This is a genomic window from Rhodococcus huquni (assembly GCF_055231055.1).
In genome coordinates this window covers 219,423-245,264 of sequence record NZ_JBUYWE010000004.1, presented here as the reverse complement: position 1 = coordinate 245,264, position 25,842 = coordinate 219,423, and the positions used below count along the sequence as shown (strand labels likewise).

The following is a 25,842-nucleotide window of genomic DNA, read 5'->3' as shown; positions in this document are numbered from 1 at the left end:
GACGGAGAGTGTATGAGAATCGTCGGCAATCGCTTTCGGCAGTGACCGCTGTCCACGGCCCGGACTGCGCTGTGTCAGTAGCGCCGCGCCGCGTAGAAGGGCATCGAAGCCATCGATTCGACCTTCACCGGAACGCCGAAAGTGGATGCGTGCAAGATATTTCCGTTACCCGCGTACAGACCGACATGCGAGGCGTCGTTGTAGAACAGCACGACGTCACCCGGCTGCAGTTGGTCGCGTGAGACTGCGACGCCGCCACTCGCCTGCGCCTGGCTCGAGCGCGGCAGAGTCTTGCCGATCTGCTTGTAGGCCCACACGACCAGACCCGAGCAGTCGAACTCGCTTGGACCGGTGGCGCCCCACACGTAGGGACTGCCGACGCGAGTCAATCCGGCCTGAAGAGCGCTGGAGCCGGCGCCGGGAACGAGGCCGGCCAACAAGGTCTGGGGATCGAAACCGGGAGGGAACGGACGGCCGGCGAGTTCTGCCTTCTCGGCACTCGACAGGTTTCCGAAGGCCTTGGTCACGTCGGCGATCTGAGACTTCAGGTCGCCCTGCTTCTTTTGCAGATCGTCACTCAAGCCCTTGGCCTGCTCCGCTGCGACCCGTGCGGCATCGGCCGATTTCTTCGACGCTTCTGCAGCCGCCGCGGCCTCGTCGGTCGCCTCGGTGAACTGCGACACCTGGTTGGCGGTGTCGTTGGAGATGACGTCGAGTGCCGACATCTGATCGAGAAGCTGCTGTGGCGAGTCACTGACCATCACCGCGAAGAGGCGGTTGGTACGCGCGCCGTTGTAGTTGGCGGTCGCCAATTTGTCGACGGTGGGTTTGAACTGTGCGATTCGAGCGTTCGCGGCGTCGAGGGCGCCCTGGTTCACCGCAGCGGCACCGTCGGCCTCGGCACGCGCGGCTTCCTTCGCCTCGAGGTCGATCCTCGCGTTGTGCAGCGCCTCGGTGGTCTGCTCGGACTCGCGAGCCAGAGTGGTCAGCTTGTCGAGTGCGTCGGTCGGACCGGCCACGACCGGATCCGCCCCTGCGGGGATACCGGGCATCGCGACGAGAGACAGGGACAACGTGCCCGCGATCAGCACGGCGCGCAGGGATGCGCTCCCGCGCTTCATCTTCTGTGAGGCCACGTGACGCGGTTCTCCGATCATCAATCAAGCACCCGAACCCTCGCGCTGCGCTCTCGGTCACGACAGAAGTTCACAAGGTCTCGGACAGGTTACGGAATGGCATACGTTTGTGTCTACCCGGCGGTAGATACTCGGCAGTAGACGCGATGAGGGCGGGCTCGAACTCGTCGTTCGAACCCGCCCTCATCGGTTTTGCTTCACGAACTCGAGCTACCCCTTGCATCCCATCGTGCGATGCCGTCAGCTGTACGCACGACGATGCGGTGGCCGTTCGGAACGGAATCAGTAGCGGCGAGCACCGTCGAACGGCATCGAGGAGATCGGCGCCAGCTTGACCGGCTGTCCCGAAGTCGATGCGTGGATGACGTTGCCGTTGCCCGCATAGATTCCGGAGTGCGATCCGCCGTAGAACGACACGACGTCACCGGGCCGCAGATCGGACTGCGACACAGCGTTTCCTGCCGAAGCCTGGTCGTAGCTGGTGCGCGGGAGATTGAGGCCGGCCTGCTTGTATGCCCACTGGATCAAACCGGAGCAGTCGAACGAGTCGGGGCCGGAGGCGCCGTAGACGTACGGCGAGCCGAGCTTGGATTCTGCCGCGCTGACTGCGCGATCACCGGGGGTCTGCACCGGTGCGGGGGGCGCGATGCCGGGTGCCTGCGGAAGCGCGGGCAGCGGCGGAATTGCCACGCCGGGAATCTCGAAGGTTCCGACGCCGGGGATGGTGATCGGGTCGGCTGCCGCGGGTGCAGCAGTAGCGGTGAGCGCTCCGACTGCCAGAGCGCTGGCGACGACTGCTCGCCGCACATTCCGCTTGGAAACTTGTGACGCCACGAAGGGGGTACTCCATTCTTCCGTTCGTCCGCCGACCGAGTTAGCTGACGGGTTCGGGCCGGGAAGATCGGCCCTACCCGCCGGTGCACACTCGATGTGCCCCGGCAGGATTCACCCCGATGAAAACTTGGGTCCCCGGTACGACCCCTCTCACGAGAGGGTCGATTAGGCGGTGACTAGCGATGCCGCTCCTGTGTGGATCGGCAAGACTCCGCTAGGTCTCAGGAAGGTTACGAAACGGAATACGTCGATGTCGACCGGAACACGCGGAGATTGAACCTTTTGTCCGATTCCGGTCTCGCACCCGCGAAATACGACATGTTGATAACGGACGGATAACAACCGGTCTGTTTCGCACGGGCTCCTCTCTTCGAAACACGACCACCACCCCCTCGGCCGTCCGTGCCACCGCTACCGATAAGTGCACGTGAAGGTGCGTTTGCCGGAAGGGCAGCATGGCCTCGACAGTTCACCCGACCACCCCCGAACCGTTATCGAACCGTGGCCTTCGGTGGCGAATCCCCTCGGCTCACCGTCGGCGCTCGGAATCGCAGAATTCGTTGCTGTGATCCTCGTCTCCGAGCCTCCGAAGACGCTCCGGATCGGGCCGGAAACATGTCGGTACCGGACCATAGGGTCCCGATCGTGAGCGTCCCCGCAGTCCCACCCCGCCCCGCCGTCGCGAAGCAACTCGCTTTCGACGAGTTGGACACCCCGCTGCGTGAGACCACCTTCGTCGTGGTCGACCTCGAAACCACCGGTGGCCGGCCGGGTGCGGACGCCATCACCGAGATCGGGGCCGTGAAGATTCGGGGCGGCGAGGTGCTCGGCGAACTCGCCACCCTCGTGGCCCCCGGCCGATCCATCCCACCGCACATAGTCGAGATCACGGGCATCACCACGGCGATGGTGATCGACGCTCCCCCTATCGAGCGCGTCCTGCCCAGCTTCCTCGAGTTCGCCGAAGGCGCAGTGCTCGTTGCACACAACGCCCCCTTCGATACCGGCTTCCTCAAGGCTGCCGCCGCGGAAACGGGCACCCCGTGGCCTCGCTTCCGGGTGCTGTGCACGGTCAAACTCGCGCGCCGCGTTCTCACTCGCGACGAGGCACCGTCGGTGAAGTTGTCGAATCTCGCGCGACTGTTCGACGTCGGTACGACGCCGACGCACCGCGCACTCGACGACGCCCGCGCCACCGTCGACGTGTTGCACGCGTTGATCGAGCGGGTCGGCAATCTCGGGGTACACAGTCTCACCGAACTCACGGACTACCTACCGAACGTCACCTCCCCGCAACGCGCGAAACGTAATCTCGCCCACTCCCTTCCGCGGGCGCCCGGGGTGTACCTGTTTCGTGGCCCTTCGGACGAGGTTCTGTATGTGGGAACTGCCACCGATCTCCGGCGTCGAGTACGCACGTACTTCACGGGATCGGAAACACGAGGCCGGATGAGAGAGATGGTTGCCCTCGCCACCCGCGTGGATCACGTCGAGTGTGCCCACTCACTCGAAGCGGGCGTTCGCGAGCTCACCCTGATCAGCGCGCACACTCCCCCGTACAACCGCCGCTCGAAGTACCCACGTAGAGGCTGGTGGATCAACCTCACGTCCGAGGCCTTCCCGAGACTGTCCGTGGCCAGAATGCCCGGCTCGGATTCCCTCGGCCCCTTCCGCGTACGCGCGGATGCCGCCGACGTCGCCGAGACCATCGCAGAACACTGCAGAATCCGCACGTGCACCACGCGACTGCGCGCGGACGAGCCGCACGGCCCCCGATGCCCACCACGCGAACTCACCCCGTGCCCTGCTGCGACCGGCGAGCCACTGACCGCCGCCGAGTATTCGAGTGCGATCCACCAAGTACGAGCACTGTTCTCAGGTATGGACGACGCACCGCTGCGCCACCTGCGCGCGCGCATCGAGGTGCTGGCCACGGACGAACTGTTCGAGAACGCCGCCCGCCTGAGAGACCGCGCGGTGGCCGTGGCCACGGCGCTCCGCAGAATGCAACGCCTCGCCTCTCTCTGTGCGGTCGACGAGCTGGTACTTGCGCGGCCCGCCCCCGAAGGTGGGTGGGAGTTCGTCGTGATCCGTGCGGGACGCCTTGCATCTGCCGGCACGGCGAGGCGCGGCACGAGCCCCATGCCCGTCGTCGACCAACTGGTCAGCGCGGCAACCACCGTGATGCCCGAGTCCACGCCGCTGCGCGGGGCCTCGCCCGAAGAAGTGGCGCTGATCGCGAGATGGATCGACACCGACGGGGTCCGAATCGTGCACGCATCGAGCGGCTATTCGGAACCCGCGCACGGCGCCGGCTCGTGGGAGTCCTGGTGTCGGCTCGCGACCGCCGAAACGCGGATCGACGCCGCCCGCACGCAGTACGAGACATCGACATAGGCTCCGTGGCAGGCTTTCGGTCACATCCGAATTCGACCCGAGAACGAGGAGCGGCATGATCAACGCGATAGTTCTGATCCACGCAGAGGCACAGCGGATTCCCGAAACCGCGCAGGCCGTGGCCGACATCTCCGGGGTCAAAGAGGTCTACTCCTGTGCCGGCGACATCGATCTGATCGCGATCGTGCGGGTGCGAGACCACGGTGAAATAGCACAGGTCGTCACCGAGCACATCAACAAGGTGGACGGCGTCGTGCGCACGGCGACGCACATCGCTTTCCAGTCGTACTCGAGCGCGGACGTCGAGGCAGGCTTCTCCCTCGGAGAGTGATTCGACCGGCCGGTGCCGGTACTAGCCGAGTGAAGAAGTGAGCGCCGCCCAGTCCGCCAGCAGCCGGGCCGCTTTCCCACTGTCGACGGCCTCTGCGGCCGTCTCCAGTGCGGAGCTCAACGCCTCTTCGAGGGTGGCGTCGCCCAGTCCGCGAAACGCCACGATTGCGCCGGCCGCGTTGAGCAGTACCGCATCGCGAACCGGCCCCTTCTCGCCGTCGAACAACCGATGTGCCACTGCGGCGTTCAATTCCGCGTCCCCGCCACGCAATTCGTCCAGCGCGACCCGTTCGATCCCGATGTCTCGTGGATCCAGCGTGCGGTCCGTGACCTGCCCATCCGAAACGACGCGAACCGTGGACGTGGTGGACGTCGTCAATTCGTCGAGTCCGTCGTCACCACGAACGACGAGCGCCGAGTTTCCGCGACGGGCCAGCACTCCCGCGACCACCGGACCCAACTCCTCGAACGCACACCCGATCAATCCGGCCCGCGGGGACGCCGGATTGGTCAAGGGACCCAGGACGTTGAAAACCGTGGGAATTCCGATTTCCTTGCGCGGCACCGCAGCGAAGCGCAGGGCCGGGTGAAACACGGGCGCGAAGCAGAAGCCGATTCCGACCTCGTTCACGCAGCGCGCGACTTCGTCGGGCCCCAATGCGATCCGCACACCGAGGGCTTCGAGAACATCCGCACCGCCACTCTTCGACGACGCCGCTCGGTTCCCGTGCTTGACCACACGAATCCCGCCGGCCGCGACCACCACGGAGGCCATCGTCGAGATGTTCACGGTGTTGGAGCGGTCGCCACCGGTACCCACGATGTCCACCACATCGCCCGCGACCTCCACGGAGCGCGAATGCGCAAGCATCGAGTCCGCCAGCCCTTCGAGTTCGGCCGGGGTCTCCCCCTTCATCTTCAGGGCGACACCGAACGCCGCGATCTGCGCGGCCGTCGCATGGTCCGACATGATCTCGTCCATCGCCCATCGAGCGTCCGCAGCAGAGAGGTCCTGCCCGGAGGTCAGTGCCCCCAGAACGGAGGGCCACGCCTGAAGAGACTTCACGTCGGTCGGACTGCCGGTCGGGCTCTGCATGCGTACCGCCCCTCGAATGTGATGCTTCTCGGAAAGCTCATGGTGTCGTAGCTCGTCCCCAGCAGCCTATCCAGCGGCGGCGACGCCCTCGTCGTCGGTGGCCGGTTGCATCGCATCCCAGCCGTCGACTGTTCCGCCGAGCCGTTGAGCCAGCCCGGCCATCCGCGATCGTTCCTGCGAGCAGTGCAGAGCGTCGAGCACCTGAACTCTCTGCAGAACGAGGACCGTGGCCTCGGCAACCGAATTCCGATGTCCCTCGGGGGGCGAGTAGCCGTCCTGGCCGGCGATACGGATCGCGTCGTCCACACTCTCGACCGGCAACTGCAGATGATGCCGCAACACCGCTTCCTCCTCAGGGTTCCACCTCGGCGATTCGGAGGCCCCTCTTTCGAGGGTCGTCGAGCACGCCTCGACGTCGTCGAAACCGGACACAACCACGACCAGATCGCCACGCGTAGGGTCTAGAGAGGACGCGATGGTTCGGCCGAACAATCGGCGCAGCCATCCCTTGCGTTCGTTGACTGATCCCATGCGACAACTTTCTCATGGGTCACGACCTGGCGATTCATCGGCGGAACCCGGCAAACGGGTCGCGCCGACGCGCCGATGTCGGACCCGAGTGGCCGGGTGTTACGACGAAGCGTCATACTTCCTCATGTGACGAGCGCAGTAGGGACTTCAGGATCAGCAATCACCCAACGCGTGCACTCGCTGAACCGACCGAACATGGTCAGCGTTGGCACCATCGTGTGGTTGTCAAGCGAGCTCATGTTCTTCGCAGGGCTCTTCGCCATGTACTTCGTTGCACGGGCGCAGGCGAACGGGAACTGGCCTCCGGAGCCGACAGAATTGAATCTGTGGCTCGCGGTGCCGGTGACGTTGGTCCTGATCGCATCGTCGTTCACCTGCCAGCTCGGCGTCTTCGCAGCTGAACGCGGAGATGTCTTCGGCCTCCGCCGCTGGTACCTCGTCACCCTCGCCATGGGCACGTTCTTCGTCTGTGGTCAGGCATACGAGTACATCCACCTCGTCGAGCACGGCACCACGATCTCGAGCAGCGTCTACGGCTCCGTTTTCTACATGACCACGGGCTTCCACGGCATGCACGTCATCGGTGGTCTCGTCGCATTCGTATTCCTCATTTTCCGCACCAAGGTCGGCAAGTTCACTCCGGCGCAGGCGACCGCAGCCATCGTCGTCTCGTACTACTGGCACTTCGTCGACATCGTGTGGATCGCACTGTTCGCCACCATCTATTTCATCCGTTGATCAGCTGAACGCCCCAGGCAGCCCCTGATCGTCCAGTCCGTCCCGACATACCAAAGGGATACAGATGAGCTCATCCCCACCTCCCGCATCCGAATCCACAGCGTCCGCGCGTAGAGCGCGACGTCAGCGGAAGCTCCGCAGGCGCGTCACCGGCGCTTTGGTCCTGATGATGGGACTGGTCAGCGCCGGATTCCTCGCGTCTGCCCTGACGCCGGCACCCCAGGTCGCAACCGCGACCGACGATCAGGCGGCCCTGATCCGTGAGGGCAAGCAGTTGTACGACACCTCGTGCGTGACGTGCCACGGCGCCAACCTTCAGGGTGTGCAGGATCGCGGCCCCAGCTTGATCGGCGTCGGTGAAGCCGCCGTCTACTTCCAGGTGTCGTCGGGCCGCATGCCTGCCGCGCGTAACGAAGCCCAGGCAGAGCGCAAGCCCACGAAGTTCAACGCCGAGCAGACGGACGCGATCGGCGCCTACGTTCAGGCGAACGGTGGCGGCGCCACTGTCATCCGGGACGAGAACGGCGAGATCGCACAGTCCTCGTTGAGGGGCGGCGACGTCGGACGAGGCAGTGAGCTGTTCCGCCTCAACTGCGCGTCCTGCCACAACTTCACCGGTCGCGGCGGCGCGCTGTCCTCCGGTAAGTACGCGCCGGTCCTCGACCCCGCCAACGAGCAGCAGATCTACGCGGCAATGGTCACGGGCCCGCAGAACATGCCCAAGTTCTCCGATCGTCAGCTGACGATGGAGGAGAAGAAGGACATCATCGCTTACATCAAGTCCTCCGGTGAGAGCAAGAACCCCGGCGGCTACGGACTCGGTGGCCTCGGCCCCGCATCCGAGGGTCTGACCATGTGGGTCATCGGAATCGTCGCTGTCGTCGGTGCAGCATTGTGGATCGGAGCAAGGTCATGAGCGACGCTGGCCATTCGGGCGGCGCGACGCCGAAGAAGTACACGGACGAGGAGCTCGAGCAGCTCAGCCGTGACGAACTGGTCGAGCTGGGCACCAACCTCGACGGAGTCGACGTTGCCTATCGTCGGCATCGTTGGGCGGTCGAGGGAACCAAGGCGGAGAAGCGCGCCGAGCGTGCGGTCGCAATCTGGTTCGGTATCGCGGGCTTGTCCGCTCTCGCGTTCATCGCCATCTACCTCTTCTGGCCGTGGGAGTACGCCGGTCAGGGCGAGGAGACTTACGGCGCATACAGCCTCTATACCCCGCTGATCGGCCTCACCCTCGGTCTGTCGATCCTCGGTGTCGGCGTCGGCGCGGTGCTCTTCACCAAGAAGTTCATCCCCGAAGAGGTGTCGATCCAGGATCGCCACGACGGCGGATCTGCCGAGACCGACCGCAAGACGATCGTCGCCGAACTCGGTGACTCGCTCGAAACGTCCACGCTCGGCCGTCGCAAGATCATCAAGCGCGGTCTGATCTTCGGTGGTGGCGCATTGGGCCTCGGCATGATCATGCCGCTCGGTGGTCTCATCAAGAACCCGTGGTCGAAGGGTGACGACTCGCCCCTGTGGGTGTCCGGGTGGACTCCTCGCTACGAGGGCGAGACGATCTACATTCGCCGCGACACCGGTCGTCCCAACGATGTCGTTCTGGTTCGTCCGGAAGATCTCGACGCCGGTTCCATGGAGACGGTGTTCCCGTTCCGCGAGTCCGATCGTGGCGACGAGCACGCACTTCTCGAATCGCTCCGCGGCATCCGCAATGCGGTCATGTTGATCCGCCTGCGTACCGAGGACACCGCCAAGGTCGTCAAGCGTAAGGGCCAGGAGAGCTTCAACTACGGCGACTACTTCGCCTACTCGAAGATCTGCACCCACCTCGGCTGCCCGACGTCGCTGTACGAGCAGCAGACCAACCGAATCCTCTGCCCGTGCCACCAGTCGCAGTTCGATGCGCTGACGTACGGAAAGCCGATCTTCGGTCCTGCGGCTCGTGCACTTCCGCAGTTGCCTATTACAGTGAATGAAGAGGGCTTCCTTGTCACCACCGGTGACTTCATCGAAGCACTCGGCCCGGCATTTTGGGAGCGTCGACCGTGAGTACAGCAACGCAGTCAAAAGCAGCGACCATTGCCGCCGGCCAGGCCGAAGCGATGGACTCGCGCTACCACCTCGCCGCAGGTATGCGCCGTCAGATCAACAAGGTCTTTCCGACGCACTGGTCCTTCCTCCTGGGCGAGATCGCGCTCTACAGCTTCGTCATCCTGCTCATCTCCGGTGTATATCTGACGCTGTTCTTCGACCCGTCGCTCGCCCACGTGGTGTACGACGGCGCGTACGAACCGCTCCGCGGTGTCACCATGTCTCGCGCATACGAGACCACCCTGAACATCTCGTTCGAGGTGCGCGGCGGCCTGTTCGTCCGGCAGATTCACCACTGGGCAGCTCTGATGTTCGCGGCGTCGATCGTCGTTCACCTTCTTCGCATCTTCTTCACCGGTGCGTTCCGTCGCCCGCGTGAAGCGAACTGGGTCATCGGCTGCCTGCTGCTGATCCTCGCGATGTTCGAGGGCTTCTTCGGATACACGATCCCGGACGACCTGCTCTCCGGCACCGGCCTCCGCGCCGCGTTCTCGGGCATCACGTTGAGTATCCCGATCGTCGGCACCTGGATGCACTGGTTGATCTTCGACGGCGACTTCCCGGGTCAGCTCATCATTCCGCGCCTGTACGTCGCTCACGTCCTGCTTCTCCCGGGCATCATTCTCGCCCTTATTGCAGGTCACCTGGCGCTGGTCTGGTACCAGAAGCACACTCAGTTCCCCGGCCCCGGTCGCACGGAGAACAACGTCGTCGGCGTTCGCATCCTTCCGGTGTTCGCCGTCAAGTCGGGCGCGTTCTTCGCCGTGACCTTCGGCGTGCTCGCAATCATGGGCGGCGTTCTACAGATCAACCCGGTCTGGAACATCGGTCCGTACAACCCATCTCAGGTCTCGGCCGGCTCTCAGCCCGACATCTACATGATGTGGACGGACGGCATGGCACGTCTGTGGCCCGCGTGGGAGATCTATCTGTTCGACCGATACACGATCCCTGCAGTGTTCGCCGTTGCGCTGATCATGGGTCTGGTGTTCACGGTTCTGATCGCCTACCCGTGGATCGAGAAACGTCTCACCAAGGACGATGCACACCACAACTTGCTGCAGCGTCCGCGTGACGTTCCGGTCCGTTCGGCGATCGGTGCGATGGCCATCGCGTTCTACGTGGTCCTCACGCTGTCGTGCATCAACGACATCATCGCGTACCACTTCCACATCTCCCTGAACGCCATGACGTGGATCGGTCGCATCGGCATGGTGCTCCTGCCTCCGATCGCGTACTTCGTGACGTACCGCTTCTGCCTGGGTCTCCAGCGCAGCGACCGTGCAGTACTCGAGCACGGCATCGAGACGGGCGTCATCAAGCGGATGCCGAACGGCCAGTACATCGAGATCCACCAGCCCCTCGGAGGGGTGGACGATCACGGTCACGCGATCCCGCTCGCCTACCAGGGTGCGGCCGTGCCGAAGAAGATGAACAAGCTCGGTTCGGCCGGCAAGCCCGGTTCCGGCAGCCTCGTGAAGGCCGACCCGGCCGAGGAGAGCGCAGCACTCGAGGCTGCACACCACGAAGGCGAGCACGAACAGTTGAAGATGCTGACCGAGTACCAGGACCGTGCACACGGAAACGGCTCGACCAGCAATGGCGACAGCTCGAACGGAGAGTCGCACTAGTTCGCCTGAGACAGACAACGACGGGGCCCCGAACCATTCGGTTCGGGGCCCCGTCGTTGTGCTGCATCCATCCGAGAATCAGTCGACTCCGGATGTGCTCCCCTCCCCCTCCGACCAATGTCACACAGGTTCAACCCACGACCACCGGTGTGACATTCGACAGGGGAACGCGCACCGCAGGGTGCATTTCCAAACATGGATCACGCTATCGGTGCCGACAGCGATGCGAGCACCGACGGCCACCTGACCAATGTCACACGCGTTCAACCCACGAACACCGGTGTGACATTCGTCAGGGGCAGGCGGACCCGACACCCAACCATCGGACAACTGGTCGAGGCCGACCGCACACCTGCCCCAGAACGCCACACAGACAGACCACCCACCCGACCAATGTCACACGCGTTCAACCCACGAACACCGGTGTGACATTCGTCGGGGCCCGGCCCGGGAATCACCTACAACTGCCTCCACACAGAAGAGAGGCGCCGAAACCCAGATGGGATTCGGCGCCTCTCTGTGCGTCCGTGCCGGAAGAAACTAGTGCTTCTCGGGCCCGACGTAGTACTCGAAGACCAGACCTGCTGTAGCGGCGATGACGGCGACACCGGCGCCTGCGATAAGCCAGGGCTGGAAGAAGGCCAGTGCGACGGCGGTCAGCCCGACAGCTGCGGCCAGCAGAATCGGCCAGAAGCTTCCGGGGCTGAAGAATCCCAGGTCGCCTGTACCGTCCGCGATCTCGGCGTCCTCGTAGTCCTCGGGACGGGTATCGAGACGACGCGCGACGAACCGGAAGTACGTTCCTACGATCAGCGTCAGCCCTGCGGAGAGGCAAATTGCGGTCAGGCCCGCCCATTCGATGCCGGTGCGCGAGAGCGCGGTGAACACGCCGTACACGATCGCGACGAGAATGAAGAACACCGTCAGGATCTCGAAGAGCTTGGCTTCGATCTTCATATCAGCACTTGTCCTTGGTCAGTGGTAATCGACAGCCGGTTCAGTTGCCCTCGGCAACCGTTGCCTGACGATATTCGCGGTCTGTGTTGAACGGCGTCGTGGAAGTGGCGACCGGGGTCTCACCGATCTCTCCGAGCGCCTGGGCGGTCGTGAGTCCGCGTCCGCCTTCTTCGGCCGGCTTGCGGAGATCGATGTACTGATCGAACTTCTCCGGACTCACCGCGCGAATCTCGAAGTTCATCATCGCGTGGAAGGTGCCGCACATTTCTGCGCAGCGGCCCACGAACGCGCCTTCCTTCTCGATCTCACTGATCTGGAAGACGTTGTCCGAATGGTTTTCCTTCGGGTTCGGGTTCACGTCCCGCTTGAACAAGAACTCGGGGACCCAGAACGCGTGGATGACGTCGGAAGATGCAAGCTCGAACTGGATGCTCTTACCGGTCGGGAGAACGAGGATCGGAATCTCCTGGCTGCTGCCGACAGTCTCGATCTTGTCGTAGTGCAGGTAGGACAGATCCTGCGGATCCTTGCCGTGGATTGCACCCGGCTTGGCGTGGCCCTCGCCGTGCTCGGCCGACTCGCCTTCGGGAACGACCTTGGACTGCACTGCAGCCTCTGCCTCTTGGTCGACACCGTCGTACTTCGGTTCGCCGTCGCGGAGGTCGATGGTGCGGTAGCCGAACTTCCAGTTCCACTGGTATGCCGTGACATCCACGACGACGTTCGGGTTGTCGTCCTTCTCGAGCACGTGGTTCTGCACGACGACCGTGAAGTAGAAGAGAACCGCGATGATCAGGAACGGCACGGCGGTGTACGCCAGCTCCAGCGGCACGTTGTATGCCGTCTGCCTGGGGAACTCCGGCGAGTTCTTCTTCTTGCGGTGGAAGAGGATAGTCCAGAAGATGAGGCCCCAGACGAGAACGCCCATCGCGAGTGCCGCGATGACCGACCATGTCCACAGCTCACGCATGCGGTGCGCCTGCGGGGTGATGCCCGAGGGCCACCCGAAACGCAGCACTTGGTTGTCGATTGAGCAACCCGACAGCAGCAAGGCAGCGATGCCTAGAGATACTGCCAACCCTGCCCGCCGAAGGATCCGACCTTGCGCCACGTTCACGCCTTCCTGATCGCACAGATTCCATCAGGGCACACCCGAAAGGAAGGCCCAATTACTACGCAGCGTAGACCAAAGCCGGGCACCGTCCACTCTCAGGGTCACACTCGTGTCGTCGCGTGCCCGAGCAGGCGCCTCGGATCTTCTGCGGCATACTTTCGGGAGAGTTCTCTGTCCTCTCCACTCGGTGGAGTGTTATCCCAATTCTGAAACGAGGTACCGGACGCTGTGTGCGGACTGCTCGGGCTACTGACCTCCGACGAGACCAGCGACAACGCCGTTTCGCAGGTCGATCAGGCAATGCACTGCCTACGTCATCGCGGACCGGACGAGCACGGGACGTGGCACGACGACCACATGGTCTTCGGCTTCAACCGGTTGTCGATCATCGATATCGAACATTCACATCAGCCCCTCCGCTGGGGCCCTCCGGAGGCACCGGACCGGTACGCCCTGACGTTCAACGGCGAGATCTACAACTACCTCGAGATCCGGACCGAGCTGACGGAACAATTCGGTGCACAGTTCCACACCGAGGGCGACAGCGAGTCAATCGTCGCCGCGTTCCATTACTGGGGCGAGGACGCAGTGCGGCGTCTTCGCGGAATGTTTGCCTTCGCGATCTGGGACACACAGGAACGCGAACTGTTCCTCGCCCGCGATCCGTTCGGAATCAAGCCCCTCTTCCTGGCCACCGGAACCGGTGGCACCGCCTTCGGTAGCGAGAAGAAGAGCCTGCTCGAACTCGCGGACCTGATCGGTATCGGACTCGAACTCGATCCGCGCGCTCTCGAGCACTACACCGTGCTGCAGTACGTACCCGAACCCGAATCGCTTCACAAGCACATTCGGCGCCTCGAATCAGGATGCAGTGCTCGCGTCCGCCCGGGCGAGGCTCCTGTCATCACCCGATACTTCGAACCCACCTTTCCGGTGCGTCCGTTCGCGGCCGGTACCGAGAAGGCGCGCTACGCGGAGATCGCGGAAGCTCTCGAGGATTCCGTCGCGAAGCACATGCGGGCAGATGTCACGGTCGGTTCGTTCCTCTCCGGTGGTATCGACTCGACAGCCATCGCTGCGCTCGCGATGCGTCACAACCCGAACCTGATCACGTTCACAACCGGGTTCGAGCGTGAGGGCTACTCCGAGGTCGACGTGGCAGCCGAGTCCGCCGAGGCGATCGGCGCCCGGCACGTGGTGAAGGTCGTCAGCCCGGCAGAGTTCGCGGCAGCGATTCCGGAGATCGTCTGGTACCTGGACGACCCGGTCGCGGACCCCGCCCTCGTCCCGCTGTGGTTCGTGGCGAAAGAGGCGCGCAAGCACGTCAAGGTGGTGCTGTCCGGCGAAGGTGCGGACGAACTGTTCGGTGGATACACCATCTACCGCGAGCCGCTGTCCTTGAAGCCCTTCGAGCGTCTGCCGCGTGGTCTACGCAAGGCTGCAGGCCGGTTGTCGGAGAAGATCCCGGAAGGAACCCGCGGCAAGAGCCTGCTGCACAGAGGATCGATGCCCCTCGAAGAACGCTATTACGGCAATGCCCGCAGCTTCAGCGACGCGCAATTGCGTTCGGTCTTGCGTGACTTCCGTCCGAATTGGACGCACCAGGACGTGACAGCGCCGATCTACGCGCGCTCGCAGGGTTGGGATCCGGTGGCCAGGATGCAGCACCTGGACCTCTTCACGTGGCTGCGAGGTGACATCCTCGTCAAGGCCGACAAGATGACGATGGCCAACTCGCTCGAGCTTCGCGTTCCGTTCCTCGATCCCGAGGTGTTCGAAGTGGCGTCCCAGGTGCCTCTCGAACAGAAGATCACGAAGCACACCACGAAGTACGCGCTGCGGCAGTCACTCGAAGGAATCGTGCCGCCGCATGTTCTGCACCGCGCGAAGCTGGGCTTCCCGGTCCCCCTCCGCCATTGGCTGCGAGGGACGGAACTGTTCGACTGGGCTCACCAGCAGATCGCGGATTCGGAGACGGATCATCTGTTCGACAAAACCGCAGTAACGAAGATGCTCAACGACCACCGCGACGGCGCGTCGGATCACAGCCGCAGACTGTGGACGATCCTGACGTTCATGGTGTGGCACGGAATCTTCGTCGAGAAGCGCATCGTGCCGGAGATCTCCGAGCCGGCCTACCCGGTTTCCCTCTGACCCCTGTGAGTGGTTGACGAGTCCACAGACTCGTCGACCACTCACAGGCGGCGGAGCCGCCTAGGGCAGGACGGCAGCGATCTCGTCGGCTGCCGTGCTGCCGTACGCATCACCGAGACGCTTCAGCGCCTCGTCACGATCGAAAGTCCACTCCTGCGTTCCGACCGTCTCCAGTACGAGGACCGCCACGAGTGAACCGAGCTGTGCCGCACGCTCGAAACCGAGCCCACCGAGGTGAGCGAGAAGGAAACCGGCCCGGAAACCGTCGCCGACACCCGTGGGATCCACCTTTCCGTTCTCCGGGACGACACCGACTCGGGTGACGTCACCGTTCGCGTCGACGATCTCGACACCCTTTGCACCGAGGGTGGTGATTCGCACCTTCACCCGACCCCTGATCTCTTCCTCGGTCAGCCCCGTCTTCTGCTGGAGCAGACCCCACTCGTACTCGTTCGTGAAGAGGTACTCCGCACCGTCGATGAGCGTCTTCGCCTGGTCTCCGTCCAAGCGCGCGAGCTGCTGCGACGGATCGGCAGCGAACGGGAGGTTCGACCGACGGCATTCGTCGGTGTGAAGGATCATCGCTTCGGGGTCGTTGGCGCCGATCAGCACGAGCTCCGGCGTTCCGGTGGCACTCGCCACGTCTGCCAGCGTGATGTCACGGGCCTCGCTCATCGCACCCGGGTAGAACGACGCGATCTGAGCCATGTCCTCGTCGGTGGTGCAGACGAATCGTGCCGTGTGCGCGCTCGTGGACGTCCGGACACCACCGCAGTCGACGCCGTTGGACTCGAGCCACTGACGGTAGTCGGCGAAATCGGCACCGACGGCACCGACCAGAACGGGTGAACCTCCGAGGACTCCCATCGCGTATGCGATGTTGCCGCCGACGCCGCCACGGCGAACGACGAGATCGTCGACGAGGAAGCTGAGCGAAACGTGACTGAGCTGATCAGCGAGCAACTGCTCGGCGAAGCGGCCGGGGAATCGCATCAAGTGGTCGGTGGCAATGGAACCGGATACCGCAATGGTCACGGGTGAATGCCTTTCAAGGAGGTGTACAGAGAATTCTCACCGTACAGAGCACGAAAAAGCCGAGACGCGAAGCCCTGTGGCCCCGTGTCTCGGCTCGATCGAGCGAGCGGACTCAGTTGAACGAGTCACCGCAGGCGCACGAACCCGTGGCCTGGGGGTTGTCAATCGTGAAACCCTGCTTCTCGATGGTGTCGACGAAGTCGATAGCGGCGCCCTCGACGTACGGGGCACTCATACGGTCGACCGCGAGGCTGACACCGTCGAAGTCGACGATCAGGTCGCCGTCGAGGTTGCGGTCGTCGAAGAAGAGCTGGTAGCGCAGGCCGGCACAGCCGCCCGGCTGCACGGCGATCCGCAGTGCGAGATCGTCGCGGCCTTCCTGGTCGAGCAATGCCTTCGCCTTCGAGGACGCTGCCTCGGTCATCTTGACGCCGTGGACGGCGGTCTCGTTCTGCACAGTCATGGGCTCTCCCTGTAATTCGTCGACCCGTGAACGCTTCAACGGTACTCCGCGCCGATCTTATTCCCGGGCCGCAAAGCAACTACCCCATCGTATCGGACACACGGCCCCTGTCACGTCCTCGGTCGGGAAGTGCCGCCGTACTCGTGCGCTACACGCTCCGCCAGTCTGCGCAGTTGCGCTGCTGCATCCGACATGGCCACCTCTACGGACCCTGCGATGTCGGCGATGGACCTCGCGTCGACTATTCCCGCAGCGGCGAGCGAGTCCGGGTCGAGGTTCACCTGTCCGGCGAGCGCGATCGCCGGTACACCCAGCGTGCGAGCCCGACCGGCGAGCGCGGTCACGACCTTCCCACGCAACGACTGATCGTCGAGTCGCCCTTCGCCGGTGATCAACAGATCCACCGTGGCAAGGGTGTCGTCCTGCGACGTCCGCTCGGCGACGACGTCGGCGCCGGATACGCGGATCGCCCCGACTGCCAGAAGTGCCGCGCCCAGCCCGCCGGCCGCTCCGGCACCAGGCACCTCGTCCACGGAGCGCCCCGCCGCGCCCGCCAGTTCGCGGGCCCACTCGCAGTTTCGCCGTTCGAGAACCGCGACCGTTGCGGAATCGGCGCCCTTCTGTGGTCCGAATACGTGTGCGGCACCCTCCTGCCCCGTCAAGGGGTTCTCGACGTCGGTGGCAGCCACGACCTCGATACCGGCGAGGCGAGTACGCGCGTTCGCCAGCCCGCCGAGCGCCGCCACGAACCCCCGGCCCCCGTCCGTGCAGGCGCTACCACCGAGACCGACGACCACTCTGCGAACTCCCGCCGAAACCGCCGCCTCTACGAGTTGGCCCACTCCCCTGCTGTGTGCAGCCAGCGCCGTGGCCGGTGTCGGCGATCCGCCGAGGAGATGTAACCCACACGCCTGAGCGGATTCGACATACGCGACCTGGCCACATTCGATTCCGTCCAGCGAACCGGCGTCCAACAGCCACCGTGCGGTGACGCGGGTATCGAGCGGGCCCTCCACTTCGAGTTCCCGTAGCGAGCCGCCGGTCGCGGCCAGTACGTCGACGAATCCTGGACCACCGTCGGAGCACGGGGATTGCACGAGGTCGTCGCCGGGGCGCGCGGTCGCCCATCCGGCGGCGATGGCCGTGGCCGCCGAATCGGCGGTCAGGGTGTCACCGTACGAGTCGGGAGCGATCAGCACGCGCATCGCGAAAGTGTACGGCTGCGCAGCCCACACGGCATTTTTCTCCGACGATGACATCGGTACCGGTTTTCCCTCTTCGCGGTCCATCCCATAGCCTGGGAGTGTGAAACTGCTACGACGAGGCGATTCGGACAAACCTGACAAGCGAGACGTCGAGGTCACCGAGTCTTCTGCGATCGAGGAAACCTCGACACCGGAGAGTGTCGGCAAGGGCCGTCCCACCCCGAAACGACGCGATGCCGAAGGCAAGCGCCGCGGCCCGGTCGCGCCTGCGCCGATGACCGCGAAAGAGGCCAGGGCCCGCAAGAAGGCCAACAAGGGCAGCAAGGACGACCGCAAGGTGGCCGCGTCGGAGCGCCGGGCGAATGCCCAGGAGCGCCGAGCACGCATGCTCGCCGGCGACGACAAGTACCTGCTCCCCCGCGACAAGGGACCGGTCCGCGCCTACGTCCGCGACATCATCGATGCCCGACGCAACCTCGTCGGCCTGTTCATGCCGCTCGCCCTGGTTCTGATCATGGCGATGTTCGTGAGTCCGCAGCTACAGGCGATCATCACTCTCGCCATGCTCGTCATGATGGTCTTCATGGCCGGTGAGGGCGTCTACCTCGGCCGTCTGGTGAACAACCGTGTCCGGGCGCGATTCCCGGACACTCCGGACGGCGGATTCAAGCTCGGGTGGTACGCGTTCGTGCGTGCGTCGCAGATCCGAAAGTTGCGGGCTCCCAAGCCCCGCGTGAGCCCGGGCGACGCGATCTGAGGGTCCTGTCGGCCGAACTCCACGCGCGACCTCAGCAGAACTGCGGGGCGATTCGCCCCTCGCGGTCGTCGGCGAAATCGACCATCGGATCCGCCGGCCTGAACTCATCGTCGCGATACGAGTAATCGCGATTGGTGTTGTAGAGACGCGCCAATGAACGCGGGATCCGATTCCCGCCGACGCGACTGCCCGCCCAGACGACTGCCCGGTCGAGCGCGATCATGATGACTACGAGTGCCAGGATTTCAATCATGGCAGTAATGCTGCGCCAGTCTCATTTCTGCCGTAAGTGGCAGAACTGTCGTTGTTCGCCGGAAAACTGCCACGGAAGCGGACTCGACGGTCCGTGGCCTTGGTAACGTCTGACACCGTGCCCGATACCGAACGAGCCGACAACGGAGTTCGAACCCTCATTCTGGGCGGCGCCCGCTCCGGCAAGTCCGCGCACGCAGAGTCGCTCGCCGGCGGAGTGCCGAACTCCGTCGCCGTCCGGTACCTCGCCACCGCCCGTCGCCACCCCGACGATTCCGACTGGGAAGACCGCATCGACGGACACCGGCGACGACGCCCCACACACTGGAACGTCGTCGAGACCGCCCACCACCGCGGTCTCGTCGACGAACTGAGCCGCACCGACTGGCCCGTCACTCTCGTCGACGACCTGGGTACCTGGCTCACCGACACTCTCGACCGAGCACACGCGTGGGATCGCCCGCGAGGCACCATCGCCGTCGACATCGATTCCCTCGTCGATCGCGTGCGCACATACCCCAGAGATCTGCTGATCGTGACTCCCGAAGTCGGGTTGGCCGTAGTGCCGGAATCACGATCGGGAAGACTGTTCCGTGACGAGATCGGCGCCCTCAACGCCCGACTCGCGCACGAATGCGATCGGGTCGTCCTCGTTGTGGCGGGGCTCCCGCTGGTCCTGAAAGACGTTGGAAGCTGAAGATGTTCGACACCTACGGAAGGCTGTGTGAGTGACCCCGGACGCCCGATTCGACGCCGTATCCCCTCCTGATCGTGAGGTGTACGCGCAGGCACGGGCCCGGCACTCGGTTCTGACGAAGCCCGCAGATTCCCTGGGACGCCTCGAGACGTTGTCGTGCTGGGCGTCCGCCTGCCAGGGTGTCTGCCCGCCGCGCGAACTCACCCGGCCCCGGGTGGTGGTCTTCGCAGGCGACCACGGGATCGCTCAGCACGGGGTGTCTGCCTACCCCACCGAAGTCACAGCCCAGATGGTCGCCAACATCCAGGCCGGTGGCGCCGCGGTCAACGCTCTCGCCGCCGTCGCGGGAGCCGGCGTTCGAGTGGTCGACATGGCGGTCGCTGCCGACACCGACGAGACGACTTCCGCATACAAGGTACGTAACTCGTCCGGCTCCATCGACATCGAGGACGCCCTCACCCGCGAGGAGGTGCTGAGCGCGATCGCGGCCGGCCGAGCCATCGCGGACGACGAAATCGACTCCGGTGCAGATCTTCTCATCGTCGGAGACATGGGAATCGGCAACACCACGCCGGCGACTGTACTGATCGCCTCCATCACCGATACCGAGCCGGTGGCTGCAGTGGGCCGCGGAACCGGAATCGACGATGCCGGTTGGATCCGAAAGACGGCCGCGATCCGCGACGCGATGCGACGTGCCCGTCCCCACGTGCGCGATACGGTCGCACTGCTCGCCACGTCCTCGGGGGCGGACATCGCGGCGATGGCCGGGTTCCTCGCCCAAGCCTCGGTACGGCGGACACCGGTCATCCTGGACGGAGTGGTCGTCACCGCTGCCGCGGTCGTAGCAGAGGAACTCGCGCACGGCGCTCGCGAATGGTGGCTGGCGGGGCATCGATCCACCGAGCCCGCGCACTCCATCGCGTTGAAGCACCTTCAGCTGGATCCTTTGCTGGAGTTCGAGATGCGCTTGGGTGAGGGATCGGGTGCCGTCACCGCCCTTCCCGTACTGCAGGCGGCCATTGCGACACTTGCCAACATGGCCACTTTCGCAGAAGCCGGCGTCACGACGGACGACGCGAGCTGACGCGTGAGGCGAGAGGGTGAGGCTGTCCGGCTGGCATTCTCGTGGCTCACGGTCCTGCCGGTCGGCGGCCCGGCCGCCGTCGATCGACGATCTGCTGCCCGCGCCATCACGGCAGCACCACTGACGGGACTCGCTCTCGGCGCAGTCGTCGCGGCACTGCTCTGGCTGCTGACCGCGGTCGGCCTCGCTCCCCCGCTCGCGGGCATACTCACCGTCGGTGCACACGCACTCGTGACCCGCGGCATGCACATCGACGGCCTCTCCGACACTTTCGACGGGCTCGGTTGCTACGGCCCGCCCGAACGCGCACACGAGGTCATGCACAGCGGCGGCGCCGGTCCGTTCGGTGTCGCCACGCTCGTCGTGTGCCTGGGCGCGCAGGCCTGGGCGTTCGCAGAGCTCGCCTCGGCCGGCAGGTGGGGTGCGCTGGTTCTGGTCGTGTTCGCAGGGCGAGTGGCCGTCGTGATCGCGTGCAGGCGTGGCACGTCGGCTGCGAGTGACCGAGGCTTCGGTGCCCTCGTCGCGGGCACACAGGGTCCGGTGGCCATCGGTGTATGGACTGCGATCACACTCGTGGCGTCGGTCTGGTGCGCCTCGACACCGTGGTTCGGTCCCCTGGTCACCGCAGCTGTACTCGGAGCGACCGTCTTCTTCGTCCGGCACTGCATACGGAGATTCGGCGGTCTCGGCGGGGACGTTCTGGGCGCAACACTCGAACTGAGCGTGACCGCACTAGCGGTCACGCTGAGCGCAGCAGCGGGCGGCTAGCGCAGCTTCGTCATCCAGCCGTGGATGTCCGCGAAGGTGCCTCGCTGGATGCCGGTCAGTGTGTCGCGCAAAGCCATCGTCACCTCACCGGGTTCGCCGTCGGCGATAGTGAACTCACCGGACTCCGACTTGACGCGTCCGACCGGGGTGATCACGGCGGCGGTACCGCACGCGAAAACCTCTGTGATCTCCCCGGATTCACTCTTGGTGCGCAGTTCCTCCGTGCTGATCTTCCGCTCCTCGACCGGGAGTCCCGAGTCGGCGGCAAGACCGAGCAGGGAGTTACGGGTGATACCCGGAAGCAACGAGCCGGACAGCGCCGGGGTGACCAAACGCGCATCCGAACCGGAACCGAACACGAAGAAGAGGTTCATGCCGCCCATCTCCTCCACGTACGACCGTTCGATGGCGTCGAGCCATACCACCTGATCGCAGCCCTGTTCCGCAGCCTGAGCCTGAGCGAGAAGTGACGCCGCATAGTTTCCGGCGAACTTGGCAGCGCCGGTGCCGCCGGGCGCAGCGCGCACGTATTCGGTGGACAACCACACACTGACGGGGTGGACTCCCCGAGGGAAGTAGGCACCCGCCGGCGAGGCGATGAGCTGGTAGCGATACGAGTCGGCCGGCCGAACCCCGAGGCCCGCTTCGGTCGCGAACATGAACGGGCGCAGATACAGCGCGTCCTCGCCGCCCGCCTCCGGCACCCAGTCGTGATCGATGTCGAGCAACTCGACGATCGACTGAACGAAGGTGTCGGCGGGAAGTTCGGGCATCGCCAGACGGCGGGCCGACGTGGCGAACCGCTCCGCGTTCGCTTCGATGCGGAACGAAGAGATGGCGCCGTCGGCCTGCCGGTAGGCCTTGAGCCCCTCGAAAATCGCCTGACCGTAATGCAGGACCATCGCGGCCGGGTCGAGAGTCAGTGGGCCGTACGGCTCGATGCGCGCATCGTGCCAGCCCTTGCCTGCCGAGTAGTCGATGGACACCATGTGGTCGGTGAAATACCGACCGAAGCCCGGCGCGTCCAGAATCTCCTTCCGCGCCTGCGCGGTGGCAGGCGAAGGGTGCTGGACGCGAACGAACTCGGTGGCCTCTGTCATGCAGGTGATCCTATCGAACGACGCGAATCGACCTACTTGGTGTTGACGTCCACGAACGGCGGCGAGACCACTTCGCAGCGCAGCGACCTTCCGCGCACGTCCACGTCCACCTGGTCGCCCGCCGCCACACCGGCGTCGACGTCGATCAGAGCGAGCGCGATTCCGACCTTCAAGGTCGGCGAGAAGGTGCCCGAGGTGTTCTCTCCGATGGTGGCACCGTCGCGTTGCACCGACTGACCGGCGCGCAGCACTCCGCGATCCAAGGCCTTGATTCCCCACAATTTTCTGGCCGGACCCGCAGCCTTCTCGTCGACGAGAGTCTCGCGACCCCAGAACGCGGGCTTCTTCCAGCCGACAGCCCACCCGCACCGGGCCTCGAGCGGTGAGATCTCCAACGACAGCTCGTGGCCGTGCAGCGGATATCCCATCTCGGTTCGAAGGGTGTCGCGGGCACCGAGACCGGCCACTTCGCCGCCCGCGGATCGAACGGCGTCGACGAGCGCCCGGAACAATTGCTCGCTGTCCTCCCACCGTGGGAGGAGTTCGTATCCGACCTCCCCGGTGTAGCCACTGCGGCACACGCGTACCGGGAGGCCGTTCCATGTGGCGTCTGCGAAACCCATGTATTCGATGTCCGTGGGGATGCCCAGTCCGGTGAGCACCTCCACCGTCTTCGGACCCTGAATCGCGACGACGCCGTAGCCGCGATGCTGGTTCTCGACGGTGACACCCTCGGGTGCCTGCGCTTGCAGTGCCGCGACGACATCGGCCGTGTTGGCGGCGTTCGGTACGAGGAACACCTCGTCCGGTCCGACGTAGTAGGCGATCAGATCGTCGATCACGCCGCCGGACGCCGTGCAGCACAGCGTGTACTGGGCCTTGCCCGGACCGATCTTGTTCAGATCGTTGGTGAGCGCAGAGTTGACGAACTCCGCCGCCCCCGGCCCCGACACGAGAGCCTTGCCAAGGTGGCTGACGTCGAACAGTCCCACGCTCGCTCGCACCGCGTTGTGTTCGGCCACCACGCCCGAATACGACACCGGCATCTCCCACCCGCCGAACGGCGCGAACGTCGCGCCGAGATCGACGTGAACGGAATGGAGGGGGCCCTGCAGCAACTGATCGTCGGTCATGCGGGACAACCTATCGGACCCCTCGGGTGCGCCGCATCCGGTTCCGAGCCGCGCCCGCGCCGTCGGGCTAGCATCGGTGACGGTCGGGTCCGCCCGGCGCAGGCCTCGTATCCGAAACGATTCAGGAGACACAGTGAGCACTTACACACCCCGACCACTCGGACCCACCCTCGCGTTGGCGAGCAGCGTCGGAAAGCGTGCGGACGTGTTGGTGATCGGCCTGACCAAGTCCGCCGACGGACCGGAACTCGCACTCGCCGACGGCACGGTGGACGACGCGGTTCTCTCGGCAGTCCTCGACGATCTCGCCCTCGTTGGCGCGACGGGCTCGGCAGAGGAGATCACTCGCGTTCCCGCACCGGACTCGTTGCCCGTGGACAGCGTCGTCGCTGTCGGTCTCGGAGCGGCCGATTCGCTCGATGCGGAGCAGATTCGCAAATCTGCAGGAGCGGCCGCCCGCAGCCTGAAGGGTGTGGGCATCGCAGCCACGACGCTGTCGGTTCTCGACCTCGCCGCCGCGGCGGAAGGTTTCGCGCTCGGCTCGTACGTGTTCCACGAGTACAAGTCCGCGAAGTCGGCGCCCGGCCCCGACTCGGGACCCCTCGGGTCGGTCGAGTTGCTCGTCTCCGCTCCGAAGGACAAGTCCCTCAAATCCGTCCTCGAGCGGTCGGTCGCCGTGGCGAAGGCCGTCGCGACGGCCCGTGAGTTCGTCAACACTCCCCCGAGCCACCTCTTCCCCGCCGAGTTCGCCGAACGCGCCAGAACCCTTGGAACCGCGGCCGGCCTGAAGGTGGAAGTCCTGGACGAGAAAGCACTCGAGAAGGACGGCTACGGCGGCATCATCGGAGTCGGCAAGGGATCGTCACGACCGCCACGACTGGTTCGACTGTCGTACGCCGCCAAGAAGAAGGGCGCCCCCAAGGTGGCCCTCGTCGGCAAGGGAATCACGTTCGACACCGGCGGAATCTCGATCAAGCCGGCAGCGAGCATGGAGAACATGACGTCGGACATGGGCGGCGCCGCGGCAGTCGTCGCCACCGTCGTCCTGGCAGCGGAACTCGGGCTGGCGGTCGACGTCACGGCCACCGTGCCGATGGCCGAGAACATGCCGTCCTCCACCGCCCAGCGGCCCGGCGACGTCCTGACCCAGTACGGCGGCACCACGGTCGAGGTGATCAACACGGATGCCGAGGGACGCCTCATCCTGGCGGACGCCATCGTCCGCGCCTGCGAAGACGAGCCGGATTATCTGATCGACACCGCCACGCTCACCGGCGCCCAGATGGTCGCCCTCGGCAATCGCACGCCGGGCGTGATGGGCACCGACGAATTCCGTGATCGCGTGGCGACTCTGTCGCAGCAGATCGGCGAGAACGGGTGGGCGATGCCGTTTCCGGGCGAACTGCGTGCGGATCTCGACTCCAAGGTCGCGGACCTCGCCAATGTCACCAACCAGCGCTGGGGCGGCATGCTCGTCGCCGGGATCTACCTGAAGGAATTCGTCGCCGAGGGCGTGCAGTGGGCCCACATCGACGTGGCAGGACCGTCGTACAACACGTCCGGACCGTGGGGCTACACCGGAAAGGGTGGCACCGGAGTTCCCGTGCGCACCATGATCACGGTCATCGAGGACATCGCCGCACACGGCTGATCGCCGACGGATGCGGGAGTGCGCTCACAGGTCGCGTTCGCGCTCCCGCTTCCGCTCGATTCGCCGTCGAGAATCGAAGTCTCGCATTCGCTGCGGATACCCCGTCTTGCGTACGTCGTAGACGGGAATCTTCAAGTCCTTGCCGAGTTTCCGGGCGCCCTGCTCACCACCGACTCGGCGGCGGGTCCACTCCCCGTCGGTCGCCACGAGAACCACGGTCACCTCGGTGACGGTGGTCTGCGGTTCCACGTACGCCTCGACGCCGGTGTGCGTGTGCGTCCACTGCGCCAGGTACGCCGCATCGTCGTTGGACGGCACCTGTCGCGCGCGCCCCTTGCGCGAGAACCGATCGAACAATCCCACGTTCCGCCTCCTTCGACGAGCCCGACCTGTGCCGGTCGTACAAGTTTGCCAGCAAGTCGACATCCACGACGTCAACGCAAATCTACTGGCCAGTAGGTCGAAAGTGGCATCCTTTCCACATGCGACACGGTCACCCTCGTCGGACACGGAAGACCCGAGAGTGGAAGGATGAGACGGCGCCGACACTGTGACTGGGTGACGGTCTACTGCATTACCAACCAGTAACCCACACTGCGTGTGTAACTCGAGCACAATGGTTCACGAGCACAAGTTCACGACCACAAGTCGACACAACTTCAACGAAACCCGAACACAA

Annotated in this window: 25 protein-coding genes and 1 riboswitch; of the genes, 12 read left to right on the top strand and 13 right to left on the bottom strand. The window is 64.8% G+C overall.

Features of this window, described 5'->3' with window-relative positions; all coding sequences use genetic code 11:
• Positions 1-74: 74 nt before the first annotated feature.
• Together ACZI8R_RS10415 and ACZI8R_RS10410 are read right to left on the bottom strand one after the other, a co-directional pair.
• Positions 75-1,136, bottom strand: coding sequence for a C40 family peptidase (locus ACZI8R_RS10415; protein WP_463379520.1), 1,062 nt, complete (start codon positions 1,134-1,136; stop codon positions 75-77).
• Between the two features lie 282 nt (positions 1,137-1,418).
• The gene (locus ACZI8R_RS10410; protein WP_463379519.1) at positions 1,419-1,970 is read right to left on the bottom strand and encodes a C40 family peptidase; all 552 of its coding nucleotides are present in this window, start codon (positions 1,968-1,970) and stop codon (positions 1,419-1,421) included.
• Between the two features lie 13 nt (positions 1,971-1,983).
• Positions 1,984-2,152, bottom strand: a riboswitch (cyclic di-AMP (ydaO/yuaA leader).
• Between the two features lie 463 nt (positions 2,153-2,615).
• On the opposite strand from ACZI8R_RS10410, the gene ACZI8R_RS10405 reads away from it, so the two are divergent.
• Complete coding sequence (locus ACZI8R_RS10405) at positions 2,616-4,367, top strand: DEDD exonuclease domain-containing protein (protein WP_463379518.1); 1,752 nt, start codon at positions 2,616-2,618, stop codon at positions 4,365-4,367.
• Between the two features lie 55 nt (positions 4,368-4,422).
• The gene (locus tag ACZI8R_RS10400) at positions 4,423-4,698 is read left to right on the top strand and encodes an Lrp/AsnC family transcriptional regulator (protein WP_463379517.1); all 276 of its coding nucleotides are present in this window, start codon (positions 4,423-4,425) and stop codon (positions 4,696-4,698) included.
• Positions 4,699-4,719: 21 nt separating this feature from the next.
• On the opposite strand, the gene trpD is transcribed toward ACZI8R_RS10400, so the two are convergent.
• Both trpD and ACZI8R_RS10390 read right to left on the bottom strand, forming a co-directional pair.
• On the bottom strand, positions 4,720-5,793 hold the full coding sequence (gene trpD, locus ACZI8R_RS10395) for an anthranilate phosphoribosyltransferase (protein WP_463379516.1): 1,074 nt from the start codon (positions 5,791-5,793) through the stop codon (positions 4,720-4,722).
• A gap of 66 nt (positions 5,794-5,859) precedes the next feature.
• The gene (locus ACZI8R_RS10390) at positions 5,860-6,324 is read right to left on the bottom strand and encodes a hypothetical protein (RefSeq protein ID WP_463379515.1); all 465 of its coding nucleotides are present in this window, start codon (positions 6,322-6,324) and stop codon (positions 5,860-5,862) included.
• 126 nt (positions 6,325-6,450) lie between these two features.
• Between ACZI8R_RS10390 and ctaE the strand changes: the two genes are divergently transcribed.
• The 4 genes from ctaE (at position 6,451) to qcrB (ending at position 10,790) form a co-directional block, all read left to right on the top strand.
• Positions 6,451-7,062, top strand: coding sequence for an aa3-type cytochrome oxidase subunit III (ctaE, locus tag ACZI8R_RS10385; protein ID WP_463379514.1), 612 nt, complete (start codon positions 6,451-6,453; stop codon positions 7,060-7,062).
• 64 nt (positions 7,063-7,126) lie between these two features.
• Positions 7,127-7,978 (top strand): cytochrome bc1 complex diheme cytochrome c subunit, encoded by an 852-nt coding sequence (gene qcrC, locus ACZI8R_RS10380; RefSeq protein ID WP_463379513.1) that lies wholly within the window; start codon positions 7,127-7,129, stop codon positions 7,976-7,978.
• Positions 7,975-9,117: a cytochrome bc1 complex Rieske iron-sulfur subunit gene (qcrA, locus tag ACZI8R_RS10375; protein WP_463379512.1), complete on the top strand. Its 1,143-nt coding sequence runs from the start codon at positions 7,975-7,977 to the stop codon at positions 9,115-9,117. The genes qcrC and qcrA overlap by 4 nt, the downstream gene beginning before the upstream one ends.
• Positions 9,118-9,170: 53 nt before the next feature.
• The gene (qcrB, locus tag ACZI8R_RS10370) at positions 9,171-10,790 is read left to right on the top strand and encodes a cytochrome bc1 complex cytochrome b subunit (RefSeq protein ID WP_463379683.1); all 1,620 of its coding nucleotides are present in this window, start codon (positions 9,171-9,173) and stop codon (positions 10,788-10,790) included.
• 540 nt (positions 10,791-11,330) lie between these two features.
• On the opposite strand, the gene ACZI8R_RS10365 is transcribed toward qcrB, so the two are convergent.
• A complete protein-coding gene (locus ACZI8R_RS10365; RefSeq protein WP_463379511.1) occupies positions 11,331-11,747 on the bottom strand; it encodes a cytochrome c oxidase subunit 4 in 417 nt (138 codons plus the stop codon).
• 40 nt (positions 11,748-11,787) lie between these two features.
• Positions 11,788-12,864 carry an aa3-type cytochrome oxidase subunit II gene (gene ctaC / locus ACZI8R_RS10360; RefSeq protein ID WP_463379510.1) on the bottom strand — a complete coding sequence of 359 codons (1,077 nt, stop codon included), beginning with the start codon at positions 12,862-12,864 and terminating at the stop codon, positions 11,788-11,790.
• A 225-nt stretch (positions 12,865-13,089) separates the two neighbouring features.
• Here ctaC and asnB point away from each other — a divergent pair, with 225 nt between their 5' ends.
• Positions 13,090-15,015, top strand: coding sequence for an asparagine synthase (glutamine-hydrolyzing) (gene asnB, locus ACZI8R_RS10355; protein WP_463379509.1), 1,926 nt, complete (start codon positions 13,090-13,092; stop codon positions 15,013-15,015).
• A 60-nt stretch (positions 15,016-15,075) separates the two neighbouring features.
• On the opposite strand, the gene ACZI8R_RS10350 is transcribed toward asnB, so the two are convergent.
• From ACZI8R_RS10350 to ACZI8R_RS10340, 3 genes are all read right to left on the bottom strand, one after another.
• Positions 15,076-16,050 carry a carbohydrate kinase family protein gene (locus ACZI8R_RS10350; RefSeq protein ID WP_463379508.1) on the bottom strand — a complete coding sequence of 325 codons (975 nt, stop codon included), beginning with the start codon at positions 16,048-16,050 and terminating at the stop codon, positions 15,076-15,078.
• 112 nt (positions 16,051-16,162) lie between these two features.
• Positions 16,163-16,513 (bottom strand): HesB/IscA family protein, encoded by a 351-nt coding sequence (locus ACZI8R_RS10345; protein ID WP_463379507.1) that lies wholly within the window; start codon positions 16,511-16,513, stop codon positions 16,163-16,165.
• Positions 16,514-16,623: 110 nt separating this feature from the next.
• Positions 16,624-17,718: a glycerate kinase family protein gene (locus ACZI8R_RS10340; protein WP_463379506.1), complete on the bottom strand. Its 1,095-nt coding sequence runs from the start codon at positions 17,716-17,718 to the stop codon at positions 16,624-16,626.
• 100 nt (positions 17,719-17,818) lie between these two features.
• Between ACZI8R_RS10340 and ACZI8R_RS10335 the strand changes: the two genes are divergently transcribed.
• Entirely contained in the window at positions 17,819-18,475 is a 657-nt protein-coding gene (locus ACZI8R_RS10335; protein WP_463379505.1) for a DUF3043 domain-containing protein, read from the top strand.
• Between the two features lie 31 nt (positions 18,476-18,506).
• Here the strand turns inward: ACZI8R_RS10335 and ACZI8R_RS10330 are convergent, their stop codons facing one another.
• The gene (locus ACZI8R_RS10330; protein WP_463379504.1) at positions 18,507-18,728 is read right to left on the bottom strand and encodes a hypothetical protein; all 222 of its coding nucleotides are present in this window, start codon (positions 18,726-18,728) and stop codon (positions 18,507-18,509) included.
• A 99-nt stretch (positions 18,729-18,827) separates the two neighbouring features.
• On the opposite strand from ACZI8R_RS10330, the gene ACZI8R_RS10325 reads away from it, so the two are divergent.
• Genes ACZI8R_RS10325 through ACZI8R_RS10315 form a run of 3 tightly spaced genes read left to right on the top strand, consistent with a single transcriptional unit; the run spans position 18,828 to position 21,279 of the window.
• Positions 18,828-19,424, top strand: a complete 597-nt coding sequence (locus ACZI8R_RS10325; RefSeq protein ID WP_463379682.1) for a bifunctional adenosylcobinamide kinase/adenosylcobinamide-phosphate guanylyltransferase — start codon at positions 18,828-18,830, stop codon at positions 19,422-19,424.
• Between the two features lie 31 nt (positions 19,425-19,455).
• Positions 19,456-20,511 carry a nicotinate-nucleotide--dimethylbenzimidazole phosphoribosyltransferase gene (gene cobT, locus ACZI8R_RS10320; RefSeq protein ID WP_463379503.1) on the top strand — a complete coding sequence of 352 codons (1,056 nt, stop codon included), beginning with the start codon at positions 19,456-19,458 and terminating at the stop codon, positions 20,509-20,511.
• A 3-nt stretch (positions 20,512-20,514) separates the two neighbouring features.
• Entirely contained in the window at positions 20,515-21,279 is a 765-nt protein-coding gene (locus tag ACZI8R_RS10315) for an adenosylcobinamide-GDP ribazoletransferase (protein ID WP_463379502.1), read from the top strand.
• On the opposite strand, the gene ACZI8R_RS10310 is transcribed toward ACZI8R_RS10315, so the two are convergent.
• Positions 21,276-22,379: a branched-chain amino acid aminotransferase gene (locus ACZI8R_RS10310; protein WP_463379501.1), complete on the bottom strand. Its 1,104-nt coding sequence runs from the start codon at positions 22,377-22,379 to the stop codon at positions 21,276-21,278. The two genes, ACZI8R_RS10315 and ACZI8R_RS10310, sit on opposite strands and share 4 nt — an antisense overlap.
• 32 nt (positions 22,380-22,411) lie before the next feature.
• Positions 22,412-23,512 (bottom strand): glycine cleavage system aminomethyltransferase GcvT, encoded by a 1,101-nt coding sequence (gcvT, locus tag ACZI8R_RS10305; RefSeq protein WP_463379500.1) that lies wholly within the window; start codon positions 23,510-23,512, stop codon positions 22,412-22,414.
• A 133-nt stretch (positions 23,513-23,645) separates the two neighbouring features.
• Between gcvT and ACZI8R_RS10300 the strand changes: the two genes are divergently transcribed.
• Positions 23,646-25,163 carry a leucyl aminopeptidase gene (locus tag ACZI8R_RS10300; protein WP_463379499.1) on the top strand — a complete coding sequence of 506 codons (1,518 nt, stop codon included), beginning with the start codon at positions 23,646-23,648 and terminating at the stop codon, positions 25,161-25,163.
• A gap of 24 nt (positions 25,164-25,187) precedes the next feature.
• Here ACZI8R_RS10300 and ACZI8R_RS10295 read toward each other — a convergent pair whose 3' ends face one another.
• Entirely contained in the window at positions 25,188-25,526 is a 339-nt protein-coding gene (locus ACZI8R_RS10295; protein WP_463379498.1) for an oxidoreductase, read from the bottom strand.
• Positions 25,527-25,842: the final 316 nt, after the last annotated feature.